Raw genomic sequence first — 15,342 nt, 5'->3', positions numbered from 1 at the left:
AATGGCCATTTATTTAGATTTTGAAAATCATATTAAAGAGATTCAAAATGAAATTGAATTAGCCCTTATTAGAGGCGATGAGGACGCTAAAGAAATCTTAGAAAAAAGATTGGAAAAGGAAGTTAAAAGCATTTATTCCAATCTCACTGATTTTCAAAAACTCCAATTAGCAAGACACCCTGACAGACCCTACGCTATGGATTACATTGATCTCATCTTAAAAGATAAATATGAAGTCTTTGGGGATAGGCACTATAACGATGATAAAGCGATTGTGTGTTTTATAGGGAAAATTGATAATGTCCCGGTTGTGGTGATCGGAGAAGAAAAAGGCAGAGGGACTAAAAACAAGCTCTTAAGGAATTTTGGCATGCCTAACCCTTGCGGCTATCGTAAAGCTTTGAAAATGGCAAAGTTTGCTGAAAAATTTAATTTGCCTATTCTAATGCTTGTAGATACAGCCGGAGCGTATCCGGGGATTGGCGCAGAGGAAAGAGGCCAGAGTGAAGCGATCGCTAAAAACCTCCAAGAGTTCGCTTCATTAAAAGTCCCTACTATTTCTGTAATTATCGGTGAAGGGGGCAGTGGTGGTGCGTTAGCGATTGCGGTGGCTGACAAGTTGGCCATGATGGAATATTCCATTTTTAGCGTTATATCCCCAGAAGGTTGTGCGGCGATTCTTTGGGATGACCCTAGCAAGACTGAAGTGGCTATTAAAGCGATGAAAATCACGCCTAGAGACTTAAAGGAGGCGGGGCTTATTGATGATATTATTTTAGAGCCTAGCAAAGGGGCTCATAGAGACAAATTCTCAGCGGCTAACACGATCAAAGAGTATTTTTTAGACGCTCTAAGGACTATCCAACAAGACCCTCATTTCCTTGACAACCGCTATCAAAAATTGATGTCGCTTGGTTCGTTTGTGGAGGGCATGAATTAGTTCTATAAAAAACTTTGCGTTAATGAAATATTGATAATTGGTTCTTTAACTTTTAAATTGTTTATTTTAAACTCATTCTCTTAAGAAGATATAAGAAGATAAGGGGTATTTTGAAATAATTTCCCAACTAAAATCCCCCTAAAGACCGCTTTAAAAAATACCGCTTGAATAAAATCAAACTCTCTACTATCCAATCTTAAAAAATGCAATATTTTTTTTATAACCAACGCTCAATGAGAACAAAGCCAAATTTTTCACTACTTGCTATTATTTTAGAAAAAAGCGAATATTTTACATAGTTTGTATCATCATATAAAAAACAGCATTGTGTTACCAATCTGCTATCTCTATCCTTTTGTTTGAATATAAAAAGACAATCATCATGCTCAGCGTATTGGATGAAAGCATTCTTATTTTACAATACAGAAGTTAGGTTTAATGGTATTTTAAAAAAGAAAGAAATCCCATGGTTATATATGAAAAAATCAAAAGCCGCTTTTCTAGGAATTGGTCTTTAAGGAATAGGGGTAGGCATTTTGCATCTTCAAGCGTGTATTTTTTCTCACTTGATTTCTTTTAGTGGGGAATTTGTAGCAGACATGGCGTTTGGCAAAAAAAGTAAAATCCTTAAAACCCGCTTTGGAATTTCTATTGTGAGCGGCGTTTCACTATTGCTTGGCACTTTACCAGCGCATTTGTTTTTTGTATGGTTTGGTTTTATTAATTGGTGGGCTGTCTTTTTTATAGAAGCGGGAGCTGATCTATTGGTGGGCTGTGTGATACAAAAGATTTTTTTTGGTAAATATTGGGTGGATCGCTATTATTAAGGCTCTTTTTTAAGCCTGAAAGCGTATTTTCTTATATTCCAATCAATTGGATAAGGGTTACCCCTACTTAAGGCATCGCATCAAAAACCACGCTGATCCCATTTTTTAAAATGATAGGGTTTTTTGCGTCAGTGATATGGATAAAACGCACGCCATCAAGCAAGTTAAGAGTGATTTCTTGTTGTCTGTTTTCTTTAGCAATGACTTGAATGATCTTTAAGTTTTCATCATAAAAAATGATTTTGGGTTGCCACAAAGGGTTATTAGAGCTTATTTTTAAATACGCATTCTGATTCACGCTCAACCAATATTTCCCGCTCGCTTCCTTAAACTCCACAGGATCGCTACTCACAACTAAGGCTCTCGCGTTAGGGAGCTTGACTTCTTGTAAAGAAAAATCGTATTCCCACTCTTTCAAGGATATGCGTCTAATATCCACAAAATCAAAACCATGCCTTTTCATCGTCTCTATCAAAATGTTAGGGTCTAAAACATATTCCGTTTTAAGCTCGTATGAAAAAACATTCTCGCCCAAAGAGCTTTGCATTTTAATGGGCAAAACATACGAATACCCCATCATGCTCAAAGAATTATTGATGCTTTTGGCAAACGCTAGGGGATTGCTTGAAGCCTTGAAAGTGATTTTTAACATGCTTGGCTTGTCAAAATTAAAAGACAAAAGCCCGTTTTCTTTGAGAGTGTTGAGCAGTTTCAAGGAATCCAAACGCCCCATTACATAGAAAGCCTTACGATTTTTAAACAAACGCTCTAAAAAAAGCTTGTTCACCTGATAAGCCCGCTCCCCCATTAAATTCTCAATCTTATCGTTTAAAGCATCAGCGCTTAATAGCGTTCCTCCAACAATAAAAGCTAAAAAAAGGTTTTTCATTGCTGGAGTTCTTTGTATTGGGCCTCATTGATGAGCGTTAAGCCTTTATTTGGCTCGTATAAAAATCGTTTGGTTTTGCCATCGTTATATTCTTGTTCTTGATGGTTGTTTTTAAGACTAAGATGCCCATGCCCAAAACGCAACAACAAGCGGTGGTTTTTGGTTTCTAAAGGATAATTTTTTTTAAAAACCTTTTGAAAGGAGTTTTTTTTCTCATCTAAATCAACCACTTCTACCCAAATATCTTTTTTAGGGATAATATAAATGGTATTAGGATCTTCTTTGATCGCTTCTTTTTCTTGCTTGTCTTGTTCTTTTGGTTTTTCTTCTAGTTTAGGCGTTGGCTCTGGTTTGTTTTCTTCTGTAGGATTAGCTTTATTGAAAGAATTCTTTTTAGTGCCGGATTTAATAGCGCTTTCTTGCCCTCTTTCTTCTTTTAAAGAAGAGCTGTTTTGAATGATAACGACCACTAAAACAATGACAACCACCCCTAAAACCAAAACAAAGGGTTTCCATTTGGAAGATTTTTTGGATAATGAAGTATTGGCCTGATTGATGCTGTAATCTATCTCAACTTTCAAAGGGTTTTTTGTTTTTTCTTCAGGGTCTGTTTCTTGATTTTGCTCTTCGCTCACACCCTCTTTAAAAGTGCACGCCTTATCAAATTCTTTCATCCATGCGCTCAAATCAATTTTATACTCACGCTCTAAAATCTGTATAAAACCCCTAGCATGCACCCTTGATAAAGACTCATAGCGTTTTTCCAAGATAGAATGGATATTTTTAGAAGCGATTTTAGTCGCTTTGCAAATTTCTGCCACTCCAACTTCTTTTAAAATCTGCAAATTTTTATCTAAATTTTTAAGCGATAATTCTTCCAAAGCCGCACCAGAAATATCTTTAGAAATGTTTTGAACATCAGAAAGATCTAAATTTTCTAAACTTTTTTTATTCTGTTCCATTCAATTGACCACCTAGTTGATTTTATCCATTAAGATCCCTGCTGCCACACTCACATTGAGCGAATCAAAATCTCTTCGCATTTTTACGCTCAATATAGTATCCATTTTAGCAAGGATTTTTTTAGACAACCCCTCATGCTCGCTCCCCAAAAAAAGAGCGCATTTTTTTAAGGACAGATTTCCTGCTTGGCTAGAGCCTTGCATGCTCGCGCCCAAACATAAAAACCCGCTCGTTTTTAATTCATTGATTAAATCCAGCGTGTTAGGCATAACGCTAAAGGGCAAATCATACATAAGCCCCAAGCTGGATCGCACAATCCCCTCATAAGCCAATTCTTTAGCAAAATCTAAAATAACGCCATCCATTCCTAAGCAATACGCGCTCCTAAAAATACCCCCAATATTCCCCACATCCGTAATGCCACAAAGCACCAAAAGCTTTTGAGCTTTTTTAATTTCTTTTAAAGAAGTAGCTAAAGGCAGTTCTACTTTAGCTAAAACCCCTTGATGATTCCCCCCCCTAGCCAAGCTTTGCGCTTTTTTATTATCCACTTTGATGATATTAGGGCATGCTTTTTTGAGCACGAAAAAAAGCTTTTTGTCTATTTCTTTAGAAAGATAGATTTCTTGCAATTTTTCTTGATGAGAGTTTAGAATGTGCATAACCACCTGCTTGCCATAAATCACTGCTTGCATGCTAAACCCCTTTTATTGATTTTTTTCTTCTAACAAACGCTGGAAATAAAGCTCTTTAGCGTTTTTTTGTGTCATAGCGGCTTCAATTTTAGCCTTAATTTTAGGAGGCAAATCCAACTCCAATAACGCTGATAGCCCCATGCAAGGCTCTATTTTCTTTTCATTCAAAAGCACTAAAACCCACTCCCCTTGGATATTATTTTGTTGCAACCGCTCTGTGATTTGAGAAATTTCTCCTAAATAATATTGCTGGTGGAGTTTAGTAAGCTCTTTAGCCGCAAACAAGCACATGCCTTGAGCCAAATCGTTTAAATCCTTTAAAGTCTCCAACAATCGGTGAGGGCTTTCATAAAAAACCACCGGGGTTTTTTCTTCTAAATACGCCAAAGCGTTTAAAATTTTAGCGATTTTTAAGCGCCTTTCCTTACTCTTATGAGGTAAAAAGCCAGCATAAAAAAACCGCCCTTCTAAAAACCCGCTCGCGCAAAACGCCGTAGTGAGCGCGTTAGCCCCAGGCAAAACATCGTATTGAATGTTATGTTTTAAAGCGTAAGCGGCTAAACTCATGCCTGGATCGCTCAAGCTTGGCATGCCCGCATCGCTCATCACAGCGATTTCTTTGTCAAAAAAAGAAAGCTCTATTTGGTTTAAAAATTCCTGATCGTTGTGTGAATGGAAGGCGATAAACTCCCTTTTTTTAGTAGCGATATTAGGGAAAGAATGGCTAATAATAGGGTTTTGTGCGAGCAAGTGCAACAACCTCTTACTCACCCTTGTATCCTCGCATAAAAAAACCTCGCAACGCTCTAAAACTTCTAAGGCGCGTAGCGTGATGTCAGCGAGATTACCTATAGGAGTGGGCAAAAAATACAGCACAAAAAGCCACGCTTTTTAAAAGAGTTACTTCAAGTTGTAGCGTTGCTTGAATTTCTCTACTCTCCCTGCAGTGTCAGCGATCTTATCGCTACCGGTATAGAAAGGGTGGCAAAAGCTAGAAATATCAATACGCATTTCAGGTTTGGTGCTTAAAACTTCAATTTCTTTCCCGCTAGTTACACAAGTAACTTTGCATGGGATATATTCGGGGTGAATGCCTTTTTTCATCAAGTATCCTTTATTTTTAAATTTAAACTTAAAATTATAGCACAAGTAACAACAAATTAAAACCACTCTAAAGTTAAAATGAAATTTGACTTTGTTAAAAAAATTATGATAGCATAGCAAAGCATTACGAAATTCAACACTTGTGGCATGGGCCACTTATTAGCATCTTTTGGTTACACTAATTTTTTAAAGAATGCTTTAGCTTTTTGTATTTTTATCTTAATTGCAACAAACTAGAAACCTCTTTTTGTTAAAAGGAAATTTAATGAACGAAAACGCGCCTACGCACAAAAGTTCGCACAAAGTCAAAACACACACGCCAGTGAGCGGTTATCACATTGAAGATTTACGCACCTACCCTACTGAAAAGCTTTTAGAAATCGCTAACAAGCTCAAAGTGGAAAACCCCCAAGAATTTAAACGACAAGACTTGATGTTTGAAATTTTAAAAACCCAAGTTACGCAGGGCGGATACATTCTTTTTACCGGGATTTTAGAAATCATGCCTGATGGCTATGGCTTTTTAAGAGGGTTTGATGGGAGTTTTTCAGACGGGCATAACGACACATATGTCAGCCCTTCTCAAATCAGGCGTTTTGCTTTAAGGAATGGCGATATTGTTACCGGTCAAGTGCGATCCCCCAAGGATCAGGAAAAATACTACGCCCTTTTAAAAATAGAAGCCATCAATTACTTGCCTTCAGATGAGATTAAAAACCGCCCTTTATTTGACAATCTAACCCCCCTATTCCCTGATGAACAAATCAAATTAGAATACGAACCCACTAAAGTTACCGGCAGGATGCTGGATTTATTCAGCCCTGTGGGGAAAGGTCAAAGGGCTTTGATCGTTGCGCCACCAAGAACCGGGAAAACAGAGCTGATGAAAGAACTCGCCCAAGGCATCACTTCTAACCACCCTGAAGTGGAATTGATTATCCTTTTAGTAGATGAGCGCCCTGAAGAAGTTACGGATATGCAACGAAGCGTTAAAGGTCAAGTTTTTAGCTCCACTTTTGATTTGCCCGCCAATAACCACATAAGAATCGCTGAATTAGTCTTAGAAAGGGCTAAAAGGCGAGTGGAAATGGGTAAAGATGTGGTGGTTTTATTGGATTCTATCACCCGTTTAGCCAGAGCGTATAACGCCGTAACGCCTTCAAGCGGTAAGGTTTTAAGTGGGGGCGTAGATGCGAACGCCTTGCACAGGCCCAAGCGCTTTTTTGGAGCCGCAAGGAATATTGAAGAAGGCGGGAGTTTGACGATTATCGCTACGGCGTTGATTGAAACGGGATCTAGAATGGATGAGGTGATCTTTGAAGAATTTAAAGGCACCGGGAATAGCGAAATCGTTTTAGCAAGGAATATTGCGGACAGGCGCATTTACCCAGCCTTTGATATTTTAAAATCCGGCACACGAAAAGATAATATCCTGCTTGGCAAAGACCGCTTGACTAAAGTGTGGGTTTTAAGGAATGTGATGCAACAAATGGACGACATAGAAGCCTTAAGCTTTGTGTATTCTAAAATGCAACAAACTAAGGACAATGAAGAATTTTTAAATTTAATGAATGAAAAATAAAAATCCTCATTAAATCCCATTAAATTAAAAAAAGTGTCATGAAAATAGGCGTTTTTGATAGCGGTGTGGGAGGGTTTAGCGTTTTAAAAAGCCTTTTAAAAGCGCAATTATTTGATGAAATCATCTATTATGGCGATAGCGCTAGAGTGCCTTATGGCACTAAAGACCCCACCACGATCAAGCAATTTGGATTAGAGGCTTTGGATTTTTTCAAACCGCACAAGATTGAATTATTGATTGTGGCATGCAACACAGCGAGCGCTCTGGCTTTAGAAGAGATGCAAAAGCATTCCAAAATCCCTATTGTGGGCGTGATTGAGCCAAGCATTTTAGCGATCAAACAACAAGTAAAAGATAAAAACGCCCCTATTTTAGTGCTAGGGACAAAAGCGACGATTCAATCTAACGCTTATGACAACGCCCTGAAACAACAAGGCTATTTGAATGTTTCGCATTTAGCCACTTCTCTTTTTGTGCCTTTGATTGAAGAAAATATTTTAGAGGGCGAATTGTTAGAGACTTGCATGCGTTATTATTTCACTCCCTTAAAGATTTTACCTGAAGTGATCATTTTAGGTTGCACGCATTTTCCCTTGATCGCTCAAAAAATTGAGGGCTATTTTATGGAGCATTTTGCCCTTTCAACGCCCCCCCTACTCATCCATTCGGGCGATGCTATTGTGGGATATTTGCAGCAAAAATACGCCCTTAAGAAAAATGCACACGCATTCCCTAAAGTGGAATTTCATGCGAGCGGCGATGTGATCTGGCTAGAAAAACAAGCTAAGGAATGGCTCAAATTGTAAAAGGATCTAGAATGTTTAAAGATTTTTATCGCACCACTCTCTCTTTTTTAAAGCCTTTATTGCTTTTACTAGTTTTATTGTTGCCGTTTTCACTTTGTATAGCTGATGAATATATTAGCATAAGTGATGATTGGGATGAAAGGGCGCGAAATCAGTGGGATGAAATTGCACGAAATCATAAGACATATTATTTTGAAAATGGTTTAGACCATTTTAATCAAGGCCAATACAAACAAGCCTTTAAAGATTTTAAATTGGCGCAAGAATACAGCATTGGGCTTGGCAGCGTTTATTTAGCCAAAATGTATTTGGAGGGAAAGGGCGTGAAAGTGGATTACAAAAAAGTGCAATTCTATGCACAAAACGCTATCAAAGGGTATGGGAGTGGCATGCTAGGGGGCGCTTTAATTTTAGGACGCATGCAAGCAGAAGGTTTAGGGATGAAAAAGGATTTGAAACAAGCGCTTAAGACTTACAGGTATGTGGTTCGCATATTTTCTAATAAAAGCACAAATTATTTTGCTAACAATTTTAGATTACCAAACCTTGCGTTCACTAGTATGCTTATTGGATCGCGATTCATTGATCTTTCAGGTTTGAGCGCGAATCCTATAAAATTTGGAAAGAAGTTTGGAATACTTGTTAAGAAATCCACTCAAATCAAAGATAGGACACTTCTTTGGGAAGACATTGCTGAAATTTCAAGCAATATTATTTTACTCAAACAACAAATGGGGGAGATCCTTTATAGAATTGGAATCGCTTATAAAGAAGGGCTTGGCGTTAGAAAACAAAAAAATAGGGCTAAAAAATTCCTACAAAAATCCGCAGAATTTGGCTACGAAAAAGCTATGGAAGCTCTGTAGTTTTAATCAAACTTGTATTAGGCTTGACTTTGAATGGGTTAGAAAAATCCGCTTAGATTACCCTCATTAAAACAGAGCCTTATTTTTCTTATTTTTCCATTATAATAGACACTTGATTGTTTTCAATCTCTATATAGAGTTCTTTTTGAGAATTGGATCTATAAGAGAGTTTGTTTTGCTGGTAGGCTTTGTAATCTTGGTCAAACACCACATAAAACAAGCGTTTGTTTTGAGAGTTGGGGTAAGGGATCACATTGATAGAGGAAAAAGCGATATTCTTTTTTTCGTTTTTTGCAAACACCCTTTTTTTATACTCTTTAAAAGCGTTGAATTTCATGCCGTCATAGCGAGTGAAATTGGGGTTATAAAAACCCATGTAGCGTTCAAAATCGCCTTTAGCCCAAGCGTCTTTCCATTGAAAAAGGGCGCTTAAAATCATGCTCAATTCTTCTTTGGTGCTAGGGAAAAACTTGTCTTCATAAGTAATAAGAAACGCTTTTTCGCCTTTCAATACTTTATCATAAGAGCTTAAAAGTTGGTTTTCAATCGCAATGCAACCTTTGGTGTTCAATTCATTCCTATCGCCATTTAAAGGCATTCCATGCACCCAAATGCCATGCCCAGTGCGTTTTTTCAAGGTGTCATACAAATTAGGGTAATTCGTTACAAAAGCCAAAACGCCATAATATTGATCCAAACGCTCTAATTTCTGCGTGATACGATACACTCCAATAGGCGTGGCCAAATCGCCCTCTAAAGTTTTATCGCCCTTTTTAGAGCCTACGAGGGCTTTAGAGCTGTTGATTTTTTTAAGCATGTTGTCATTGATTTCATAAAATTCTAGATTGGGTTTAGACTTATCAGCGACAAATAAAAACTGCTTGTTTTGATAATAGCCAAAATCCGTATCCTTATTTTGAAGCTCTTCTAGCCAAAAAGATTTATCCGCTAAATAAGAATCCAGCTTTTGACCCACAACTTCCAAGCCTTGTTTTTGATAAAGGCGCATGATTTCTAACAAACGATCACTAGCATTCAATCCCACAAACCCCATTAACAGAGCCGGTAATATTTTTTTCAATCTCTATTCCTTTGATAGATATAACCCAGTTTTTGCAAGCTCTTTTCTTCCTTACTCCATGATTTTTGAGCGATCACTTGCAAGTTTAAAAAAACCTTTTTTTCGCCCACTTCTTGCATTTTCAATCTAGCGCTAGTCCCGATGCGTTTGATATTCACCCCGTTTTTGCCTATCACGATTTTTTTTTGGCTTTCTTTTTCTACGATAATATGCGCATACACCTTGTCTATGCGTTCTTCTTCTATAAATTTATCAATCATCACATCGCTTTCATAAGGGATTTCATCGCTCAAAAAATCAAACAAACTCTCCCTAATGATTTCCTTATAAATATCGCGCATTTTTTCATCGCTCATCAAATCCTTTTCAAAAAGCCATGCGCTAGGGCTTAAATGCTTACTGATGCATTCTAAAAGCGTGTTTAAATTTTGAGATTTTTTCGCACTCAAAGGCACTAGATCTAAAAATTGCGAATCGTATTGTTGATACTCTTGTAATTTTTGTAAAACCTGCTTATGCGTGGCTGTGTCAATCTTACTCAAAGCCAAGATATGGGGTTTTTGGCACAAATTTAAAAACTCTTCATACCCTTTCAAATCATCATGCACAGAAGCCAAAAAAACGCACAATTCAGCATCGCCCATCGCCTTTAAAGCCTGTGAGAGCATGCACTGGTTGAGTAATTTTTCTTGATGATGGAGCCCTGGTGTGTCTAAAAAAATGATTTGGCTCTCATACCCTTCTTCATCTTTAAAAGGCACGATGCATTTCATTAATTTTCTGGTCGCATTAGCCTTATGCGAAACAAGGGCTAAACGAGCGTTTAATAAAGTGTTTAAAAGAGTGCTTTTTCCAGCGTTTGGTTTGCCTATGAGAGCTACAAAGCCTGCCTTAGTTTTCATTATAAAATATACTTCACTAAATTTTCATCAGCCACTAAATCCTCTAACTTTGATTGGACCAATTCTTTAGTGATAGTAACATTTTGCCCAAAATAATCCTCCGCTTCAAAGCTAATGTCTTCTAACACTTTTTCAATGGTGGTGTGCAACCTTCTAGCGCCTATGTCTTCGCTTTTTTGATTGGCGTTATAAGAAAGTTTGGCTAACTCTTTGATCGCATCGTCTTCAAACGCAATTCCTACGCCTTCCACTTTTAAAAGGGCTTGGTATTGCTTGATGATAGAGGTTTTAGTTTGGGTTAAAATCATATACATGATTTCTTCGGTTAAATTCTCTAACTCCACCCTTAAAGGGAAACGCCCCTGCAATTCAGGGATCAAATCACTCGGTTTAGAAAGATGAAAAGCCCCTGCTGCAATGAATAGAATATGCTCCGTTTTAATAGAACCATACTTCGTATTCACCACACTCCCCTCCACAATCGGCAACAAATCCCTTTGAACCCCCTCTTTACTAGGATCTTGACGGCTTCCTTCTTTAGAGCTTACAGCGATCTTATCAATTTCATCAATAAAAATCACCCCTGAACTTTCCGCACGCTTCAAACCCTCCATTTTAATGGCTTCGCCATCTAAAAGCGTGTCGCTAATTTCTGCCTTTAGGGCTTCTTTAGCCTCTTTAACGCTTAAAGTTTTTTTGACTTTATCCCGTTCTTTATGGAAAACTTTAATCAAGTTTTCTTGAACCCTTAAAATTTCAGGCGGCACATTAGAATCAATCTCTATGCTTTTTTTACGCACTTCAATTTCAATTTCTCTACTATCCAACTCGCCTTGCGCGATTCTTTGTTGCATCTTTAAAAGACTGTTGGCGTATTCTTGTTTTTTTTCTTCGCTCACGCCACTAGGCAATGGGGGTAGGATTTTTTTAGCTTTTTTTTCTATAACCGCCTCTTCAATCTTATCTTTTAATTTTTCTTTATGCTCATTTTCCACTAAAAGCACGCTGTTATTGACTAAATCCCTCACCATAGACTCCACATCGCGCCCCACAAAACCCACTTCTGTGTATTTGCTCGCTTCCACTTTCACAAAGGGGAGTTCCATGATTTTTGCTATTCTTCTTGCGATTTCCGTTTTACCCACACCAGTAGAACCAATCATTAAAATATTTTTAGGCGTGATTTCTTCTTGTAAGGATTTTTCCAGTTGCAAACGCCTGTAACGATTCCTAAAAGCGATAGCGATAGACTTTTTAGCTTCCTTTTGCCCAATGATGTATTCATCCAAATAAGCGACAATTTCTCTTGGGGTCATATTCAATTTAGACATTAAAGCTCCAAAATTTTAATATTCGTGTTGGTGTAAATGCAAAGATCCCCTGCGATTTTTAAGGACTCTTCTACAAGTTTTCTAGGCTCTAAATGAGCGAAATGATCTAATGCCCTAGCTGCGCTTAAAGCGTAATTCCCCCCACTCCCAATAGCAGCGATCTTATTGTCTTCAGCCTCTAAAACATCGCCCGTGCCGCTCAAAATGAAAATGTGATCCAAATTTAAAACGATCATCATCGCTTCCAGTCGGCGTAAATACTTATCTTTGCGCCATTCTTTGCTGAAATCCACCACGCTTTTAAACAAATCCCCTTTTTTGCTCTCTAAAATGCGTTCAAACATATCAAACAAACTAAAAGCGTCCGCAGTACTCCCGGCAAACCCGCTTAAAACCTGGTTGTGATACAAGCTTCTGATTTTTGTCGCATTGGCCTTAACTACGCAATTACCCAAAGTTACCTGCCCATCGCCTCCAATGAGCGCGAACTTCTTGCCCCCCATCTCCCCTCTATAGCCTAGGATCGTCGTCGCTTCAAACATTTTCTACTCAGCCACCACATCAATTTTAAACGCGCCCACAACCCCAAATCCAAGCTTGACTTCAATCTCATAAATCCCTGTGCTTTTAATCGGGTGTTTGAGCTCAATGTCTTTTTTATCTAAATTTAAACTCGCATGCTGTTCTTTCAAACGCTCTGTGATCTCTTCCTTAGTGATCGCTCCAAATAAAGAGCCGTTCGCACCGACTTTTTTATGGATAGTCAGCGTGATGGTTTGTAAAGTTTCTACCATTTGCAATTTTTGCGCCTTTTCTAGGGCTTCTTTTTCCGCTTTCTTTTTAACTTCGGCTTTGTATTTGTTGATCACTTCGTTAGTGGCGAGTTTGGCTTTTTGGTTAGCGATTAAAAAATTATTCCCATAGCCATCTTTCACCTCGCACACTTCACCCGCTTTGCCTAAATTTTTCACATCTTCTAGTAATAGAACCTTCATGATATCCCCTTTAAGTTGTAAGTAATTTGTAATTATACTCTTTTTATAATAAAAAAGGCTCTATTCTCATCAAATATTGATCGCTAAAATTTTTTTAATTTTTTTGAAAGAAGTTTGTTTTTAAGCTTTTTAATGATGTTTTTATAAAACTTTAAGGGGGTAGTTGGGTATTTTGAAATAATCCCCCTCTCAAAATCCCCTAAAACCATACGAACGCTTTAAGAAGTTATCGCTTGGCTAAAATTAAAATTAAAATTAAAGTCAAGTTCTCCATTGTTTAATTTAAATTTTATTATCAACGCTTGATTGGAGCGGAGTCAAAATAAAAACTCCATATTCAACAAAACATTGATTTAAAAACCTTTAAAGGCATTTTCTTAACTACAAAAGCTAATTGCCTTGACCAACTCGCACCCATGTGGATGCAAGAGTTTAACTATGATACTTTTTTATTGAAATCTAATACCCATAGTAGAAAGAAGAGAAAGTGAATAAAAGAGTGCTTTCTTAAGTTCTTCATTTTGATCTAAAGTCTGCTTAAGACCACCATTCAAATGTTTGGCTCTACAAACTTGTATAGCACCACCTTTTAAAGGGTTGCCGTATCTATCATAGTAAACGCCATCTGAAACAGTAAAGTTATCTTTATTTTTTTTCATAATATTTCCTTATATGAAATTTAAAATCATACCCCTATTTCTAGGATATGGCTAACTATACCTAATAGCTATCGAACGAATATTACCACAAAAAAAGAAAACAGAATGCCAAAATTTTAAAAAAGGTGGTTTTTAGTCTCTAAAAATTTAGGGCGTCAATTTTACTTTTTTACCCCATAAATGCTATAATCACCCTATCAATCAAACTCATAACAATTACTCATAACAATTAAAGGTGGTTAATGATAGTAAGAACTCAAAATAGTGAAAGCAAGATCAAAGAATTTTTTGAATTTTGCAAAGAAAATGAAGTGGAATTTGTGGATTTTAGATTCAGTGATATTAAAGGCACTTGGAATCACATCGCTTATTCTTTTGGGGCTTTAACGCATGGCATGTTTAAAGAGGGGATTCCTTTTGATGCGAGTTGTTTTAAAGGCTGGCAAGGCATTGAACACTCCGATATGATTTTAACCCCCGACTTGGTGCGTTATTTCATTGATCCTTTTAGCGCGGATGTGAGCGTGGTCGTGTTTTGCGATGTGTATGATGTGTATAAAAACCAGCCTTACGAAAAATGCCCCAGAAGTATCGCTAAAAAAGCCTTACAGCATTTAAAAGATTCGGGTTTGGGCGATGTGGCTTATTTTGGCGCAGAGAGCGAATTTTTCATCTTTGATTCCATTAAGATTAAAGACGCTTCCAATTCCCAATACTACGAAGTGGATAGCGAAGAGGGCGAATGGAATCGGGATAAGAGTTTTGAAAATGGCGTGAATTTTGGGCATAGACCGGGCAAGCAAGGGGGCTATATGCCTGTGCCGCCAACGGATACGATGATGGATATTCGCACTGAAATTGTGAAAGTTTTAAACCAAGTGGGGTTAGAAACTTTTGTCGTCCATCATGAAGTCGCGCAAGCGCAAGGCGAAGTGGGCGTGAAGTTTGGGGATTTAGTGGAAGCCGCTGATAATGTCCAAAAACTCAAATACGTGGTTAAAATGGTCGCTCATTTAAACGGGAAAACCGCCACTTTCATGCCAAAACCCCTATACGGGGATAACGGGAGCGGGATGCACACCCATGTGAGTGTTTGGAAAAATAACGAAAACCTTTTTAGCGGCGAAACTTACAAGGGCTTGAGTGAGTTGGCGTTGCATTTTTTAGGGGGCGTGTTGCGCCACGCTAGAGGGTTAGCCGCTTTCACTAACGCTTCCACTAATTCTTACAAACGCCTGATTCCGGGATATGAAGCCCCATCTATTTTGACCTATTCGGCTAATAACAGGAGTGCGAGCGTGCGTATCCCTTATGGGATTTCTAAAAACAGCGCGAGGTTTGAATTCAGGTTTCCTGACAGCTCATCAAACCCCTACTTGGCTTTTGCAGCGATTTTAATGGCGGGCATTGATGGCGTTAAAAATAAAATTGATCCCGGCGAAGCGATGGATATCAACCTTTTCAAATTGACTTTAGATGAAATTAGGGAAAAAGGTATCAAACAAATGCCCCACACTTTAAGGCGATCGTTAGAAGAAATGCTAGCCGATAAGCAGTATTTGAAAGAAGGTCAGGTCTTTAGCGAAGAATTTATTCAAGCTTATCAGTCTCTTAAATTCAACGCTGAAGTGTTCCCATGGGAGAGCAAGCCCCATCCCTTTGAATTTATCACCACTTATTCATGCTAAAACAATGAGTGGGT

At 38.0% G+C, this 15,342-nt stretch carries 17 protein-coding genes; 6 read left to right on the top strand and 11 right to left on the bottom strand.

Translation table 11 applies throughout. The features are described 5' to 3' along the window. Nucleotide 1: 1 nt before the first annotated feature. Together accA and EAL49_RS06370 are read left to right on the top strand one after the other, a co-directional pair. The gene (accA, locus tag EAL49_RS06375) at nucleotides 2-940 is read left to right on the top strand and encodes an acetyl-CoA carboxylase carboxyl transferase subunit alpha (protein ID WP_001029408.1); all 939 of its coding nucleotides are present in this window, start codon (nucleotides 2-4) and stop codon (nucleotides 938-940) included. 599 nt (nucleotides 941-1,539) lie between these two features. After that, nucleotides 1,540-1,767, top strand: a complete 228-nt coding sequence (locus EAL49_RS06370) for a hypothetical protein (protein ID WP_120829552.1) — start codon at nucleotides 1,540-1,542, stop codon at nucleotides 1,765-1,767. Nucleotides 1,768-1,834: 67 nt separating this feature from the next. Here the strand turns inward: EAL49_RS06370 and EAL49_RS06365 are convergent, their stop codons facing one another. The 5 genes from EAL49_RS06365 to rpmE are packed head-to-tail and all read right to left on the bottom strand — an operon-like array spanning nucleotide 1,835 to nucleotide 5,418. Continuing rightward, nucleotides 1,835-2,656 carry a hypothetical protein gene (locus EAL49_RS06365; RefSeq protein WP_120829539.1) on the bottom strand — a complete coding sequence of 274 codons (822 nt, stop codon included), beginning with the start codon at nucleotides 2,654-2,656 and terminating at the stop codon, nucleotides 1,835-1,837. Then, on the bottom strand, nucleotides 2,653-3,618 hold the full coding sequence (locus tag EAL49_RS06360) for a sialidase (protein ID WP_120829538.1): 966 nt from the start codon (nucleotides 3,616-3,618) through the stop codon (nucleotides 2,653-2,655). The genes EAL49_RS06365 and EAL49_RS06360 overlap by 4 nt, the downstream gene beginning before the upstream one ends. Before the next feature lie 12 nt (nucleotides 3,619-3,630). Then, nucleotides 3,631-4,314 (bottom strand): 23S rRNA (guanosine(2251)-2'-O)-methyltransferase RlmB, encoded by a 684-nt coding sequence (rlmB, locus tag EAL49_RS06355; protein ID WP_120829537.1) that lies wholly within the window; start codon nucleotides 4,312-4,314, stop codon nucleotides 3,631-3,633. A gap of 12 nt (nucleotides 4,315-4,326) precedes the next feature. Continuing rightward, nucleotides 4,327-5,190 (bottom strand): 16S rRNA (cytidine(1402)-2'-O)-methyltransferase, encoded by an 864-nt coding sequence (rsmI, locus tag EAL49_RS06350; RefSeq protein ID WP_120829536.1) that lies wholly within the window; start codon nucleotides 5,188-5,190, stop codon nucleotides 4,327-4,329. Nucleotides 5,191-5,214: 24 nt separating this feature from the next. Further along, nucleotides 5,215-5,418, bottom strand: coding sequence for a 50S ribosomal protein L31 (rpmE, locus tag EAL49_RS06345; RefSeq protein ID WP_000715278.1), 204 nt, complete (start codon nucleotides 5,416-5,418; stop codon nucleotides 5,215-5,217). Nucleotides 5,419-5,683: 265 nt separating this feature from the next. On the opposite strand from rpmE, the gene rho reads away from it, so the two are divergent. From rho to EAL49_RS06330, 3 genes are read left to right on the top strand one after another with little or no spacing between them, the layout of a single operon-like run. Then, nucleotides 5,684-7,000, top strand: a complete 1,317-nt coding sequence (rho, locus tag EAL49_RS06340) for a transcription termination factor Rho (RefSeq protein ID WP_001004709.1) — start codon at nucleotides 5,684-5,686, stop codon at nucleotides 6,998-7,000. A 38-nt stretch (nucleotides 7,001-7,038) separates the two neighbouring features. Next, nucleotides 7,039-7,806, top strand: coding sequence for a glutamate racemase (murI, locus tag EAL49_RS06335; RefSeq protein WP_120829535.1), 768 nt, complete (start codon nucleotides 7,039-7,041; stop codon nucleotides 7,804-7,806). A gap of 11 nt (nucleotides 7,807-7,817) precedes the next feature. Beyond that, a complete protein-coding gene (locus EAL49_RS06330; protein ID WP_120829534.1) occupies nucleotides 7,818-8,672 on the top strand; it encodes an SEL1-like repeat protein in 855 nt (284 codons plus the stop codon). 88 nt (nucleotides 8,673-8,760) lie between these two features. On the opposite strand, the gene csd6 is transcribed toward EAL49_RS06330, so the two are convergent. The 6 genes from csd6 to EAL49_RS06300 all read right to left on the bottom strand — a co-directional run bounded on the left by csd6 (nucleotide 8,761) and on the right by EAL49_RS06300 (nucleotide 13,640). Then, nucleotides 8,761-9,753 (bottom strand): cell shape-determining L,D-carboxypeptidase Csd6, encoded by a 993-nt coding sequence (csd6, locus tag EAL49_RS06325; protein ID WP_120829533.1) that lies wholly within the window; start codon nucleotides 9,751-9,753, stop codon nucleotides 8,761-8,763. Further along, complete coding sequence (gene era, locus EAL49_RS06320) at nucleotides 9,750-10,655, bottom strand: GTPase Era (protein WP_162973125.1); 906 nt, start codon at nucleotides 10,653-10,655, stop codon at nucleotides 9,750-9,752. The genes csd6 and era overlap by 4 nt, the downstream gene beginning before the upstream one ends. Continuing rightward, nucleotides 10,655-11,986, bottom strand: a complete 1,332-nt coding sequence (gene hslU, locus EAL49_RS06315) for an ATP-dependent protease ATPase subunit HslU (RefSeq protein WP_120829531.1) — start codon at nucleotides 11,984-11,986, stop codon at nucleotides 10,655-10,657. Before hslU ends, era begins: the two co-directional genes overlap by 1 nt. Then, nucleotides 11,986-12,528 (bottom strand): ATP-dependent protease subunit HslV, encoded by a 543-nt coding sequence (gene hslV, locus EAL49_RS06310; RefSeq protein WP_000461052.1) that lies wholly within the window; start codon nucleotides 12,526-12,528, stop codon nucleotides 11,986-11,988. The genes hslU and hslV overlap by 1 nt, the downstream gene beginning before the upstream one ends. Before the next feature lie 3 nt (nucleotides 12,529-12,531). Then, nucleotides 12,532-12,981, bottom strand: coding sequence for a 50S ribosomal protein L9 (rplI, locus tag EAL49_RS06305; RefSeq protein ID WP_000866287.1), 450 nt, complete (start codon nucleotides 12,979-12,981; stop codon nucleotides 12,532-12,534). 449 nt (nucleotides 12,982-13,430) lie between these two features. Next, nucleotides 13,431-13,640, bottom strand: coding sequence for a hypothetical protein (locus EAL49_RS06300; protein ID WP_000739617.1), 210 nt, complete (start codon nucleotides 13,638-13,640; stop codon nucleotides 13,431-13,433). A gap of 242 nt (nucleotides 13,641-13,882) precedes the next feature. Between EAL49_RS06300 and glnA the strand changes: the two genes are divergently transcribed. Further along, nucleotides 13,883-15,328, top strand: coding sequence for a type I glutamate--ammonia ligase (gene glnA, locus EAL49_RS06295; RefSeq protein ID WP_120829530.1), 1,446 nt, complete (start codon nucleotides 13,883-13,885; stop codon nucleotides 15,326-15,328). The last annotated feature ends 14 nt before the right edge of the window (nucleotides 15,329-15,342 follow it).

Origin of the sequence: Helicobacter pylori (assembly GCF_003637665.1) — a bacterium.
GTDB classification, from domain to species: Bacteria; Campylobacterota; Campylobacteria; order Campylobacterales; family Helicobacteraceae; genus Helicobacter; species Helicobacter pylori_CK.
This window is presented reverse-complemented; position numbering and strand designations above follow the sequence as displayed.

Bases quoted from the DNA above. Each gene is read 5' to 3' on its own strand.
- era (WP_162973125.1), bottom strand. From the start codon at position 10,655: ATGAAAACTAAGGCAGGCTTTGTAGCTCTCATAGGCAAACCAAACGCT.
- rpmE (WP_000715278.1), bottom strand. From the start codon at position 5,418: ATGAAAAAAGGCATTCACCCCGAATATATCCCATGCAAAGTTACTTGT.
- glnA (WP_120829530.1), top strand. From the start codon at position 13,883: ATGATAGTAAGAACTCAAAATAGTGAAAGCAAGATCAAAGAATTTTTT.
- murI (WP_120829535.1), top strand. From the start codon at position 7,039: ATGAAAATAGGCGTTTTTGATAGCGGTGTGGGAGGGTTTAGCGTTTTA.
- EAL49_RS06365 (WP_120829539.1), bottom strand. From the start codon at position 2,656: ATGAAAAACCTTTTTTTAGCTTTTATTGTTGGAGGAACGCTATTAAGC.
- hslV (WP_000461052.1), bottom strand. From the start codon at position 12,528: ATGTTTGAAGCGACGACGATCCTAGGCTATAGAGGGGAGATGGGGGGC.
- rlmB (WP_120829537.1), bottom strand. From the start codon at position 4,314: ATGCAAGCAGTGATTTATGGCAAGCAGGTGGTTATGCACATTCTAAAC.
- EAL49_RS06360 (WP_120829538.1), bottom strand. From the start codon at position 3,618: ATGGAACAGAATAAAAAAAGTTTAGAAAATTTAGATCTTTCTGATGTT.
- EAL49_RS06300 (WP_000739617.1), bottom strand. From the start codon at position 13,640: ATGAAAAAAAATAAAGATAACTTTACTGTTTCAGATGGCGTTTACTAT.
- rho (WP_001004709.1), top strand. From the start codon at position 5,684: ATGAACGAAAACGCGCCTACGCACAAAAGTTCGCACAAAGTCAAAACA.
- hslU (WP_120829531.1), bottom strand. From the start codon at position 11,986: ATGTCTAAATTGAATATGACCCCAAGAGAAATTGTCGCTTATTTGGAT.
- EAL49_RS06370 (WP_120829552.1), top strand. From the start codon at position 1,540: ATGGCGTTTGGCAAAAAAAGTAAAATCCTTAAAACCCGCTTTGGAATT.
- EAL49_RS06330 (WP_120829534.1), top strand. From the start codon at position 7,818: ATGTTTAAAGATTTTTATCGCACCACTCTCTCTTTTTTAAAGCCTTTA.
- rplI (WP_000866287.1), bottom strand. From the start codon at position 12,981: ATGAAGGTTCTATTACTAGAAGATGTGAAAAATTTAGGCAAAGCGGGT.
- accA (WP_001029408.1), top strand. From the start codon at position 2: ATGGCCATTTATTTAGATTTTGAAAATCATATTAAAGAGATTCAAAAT.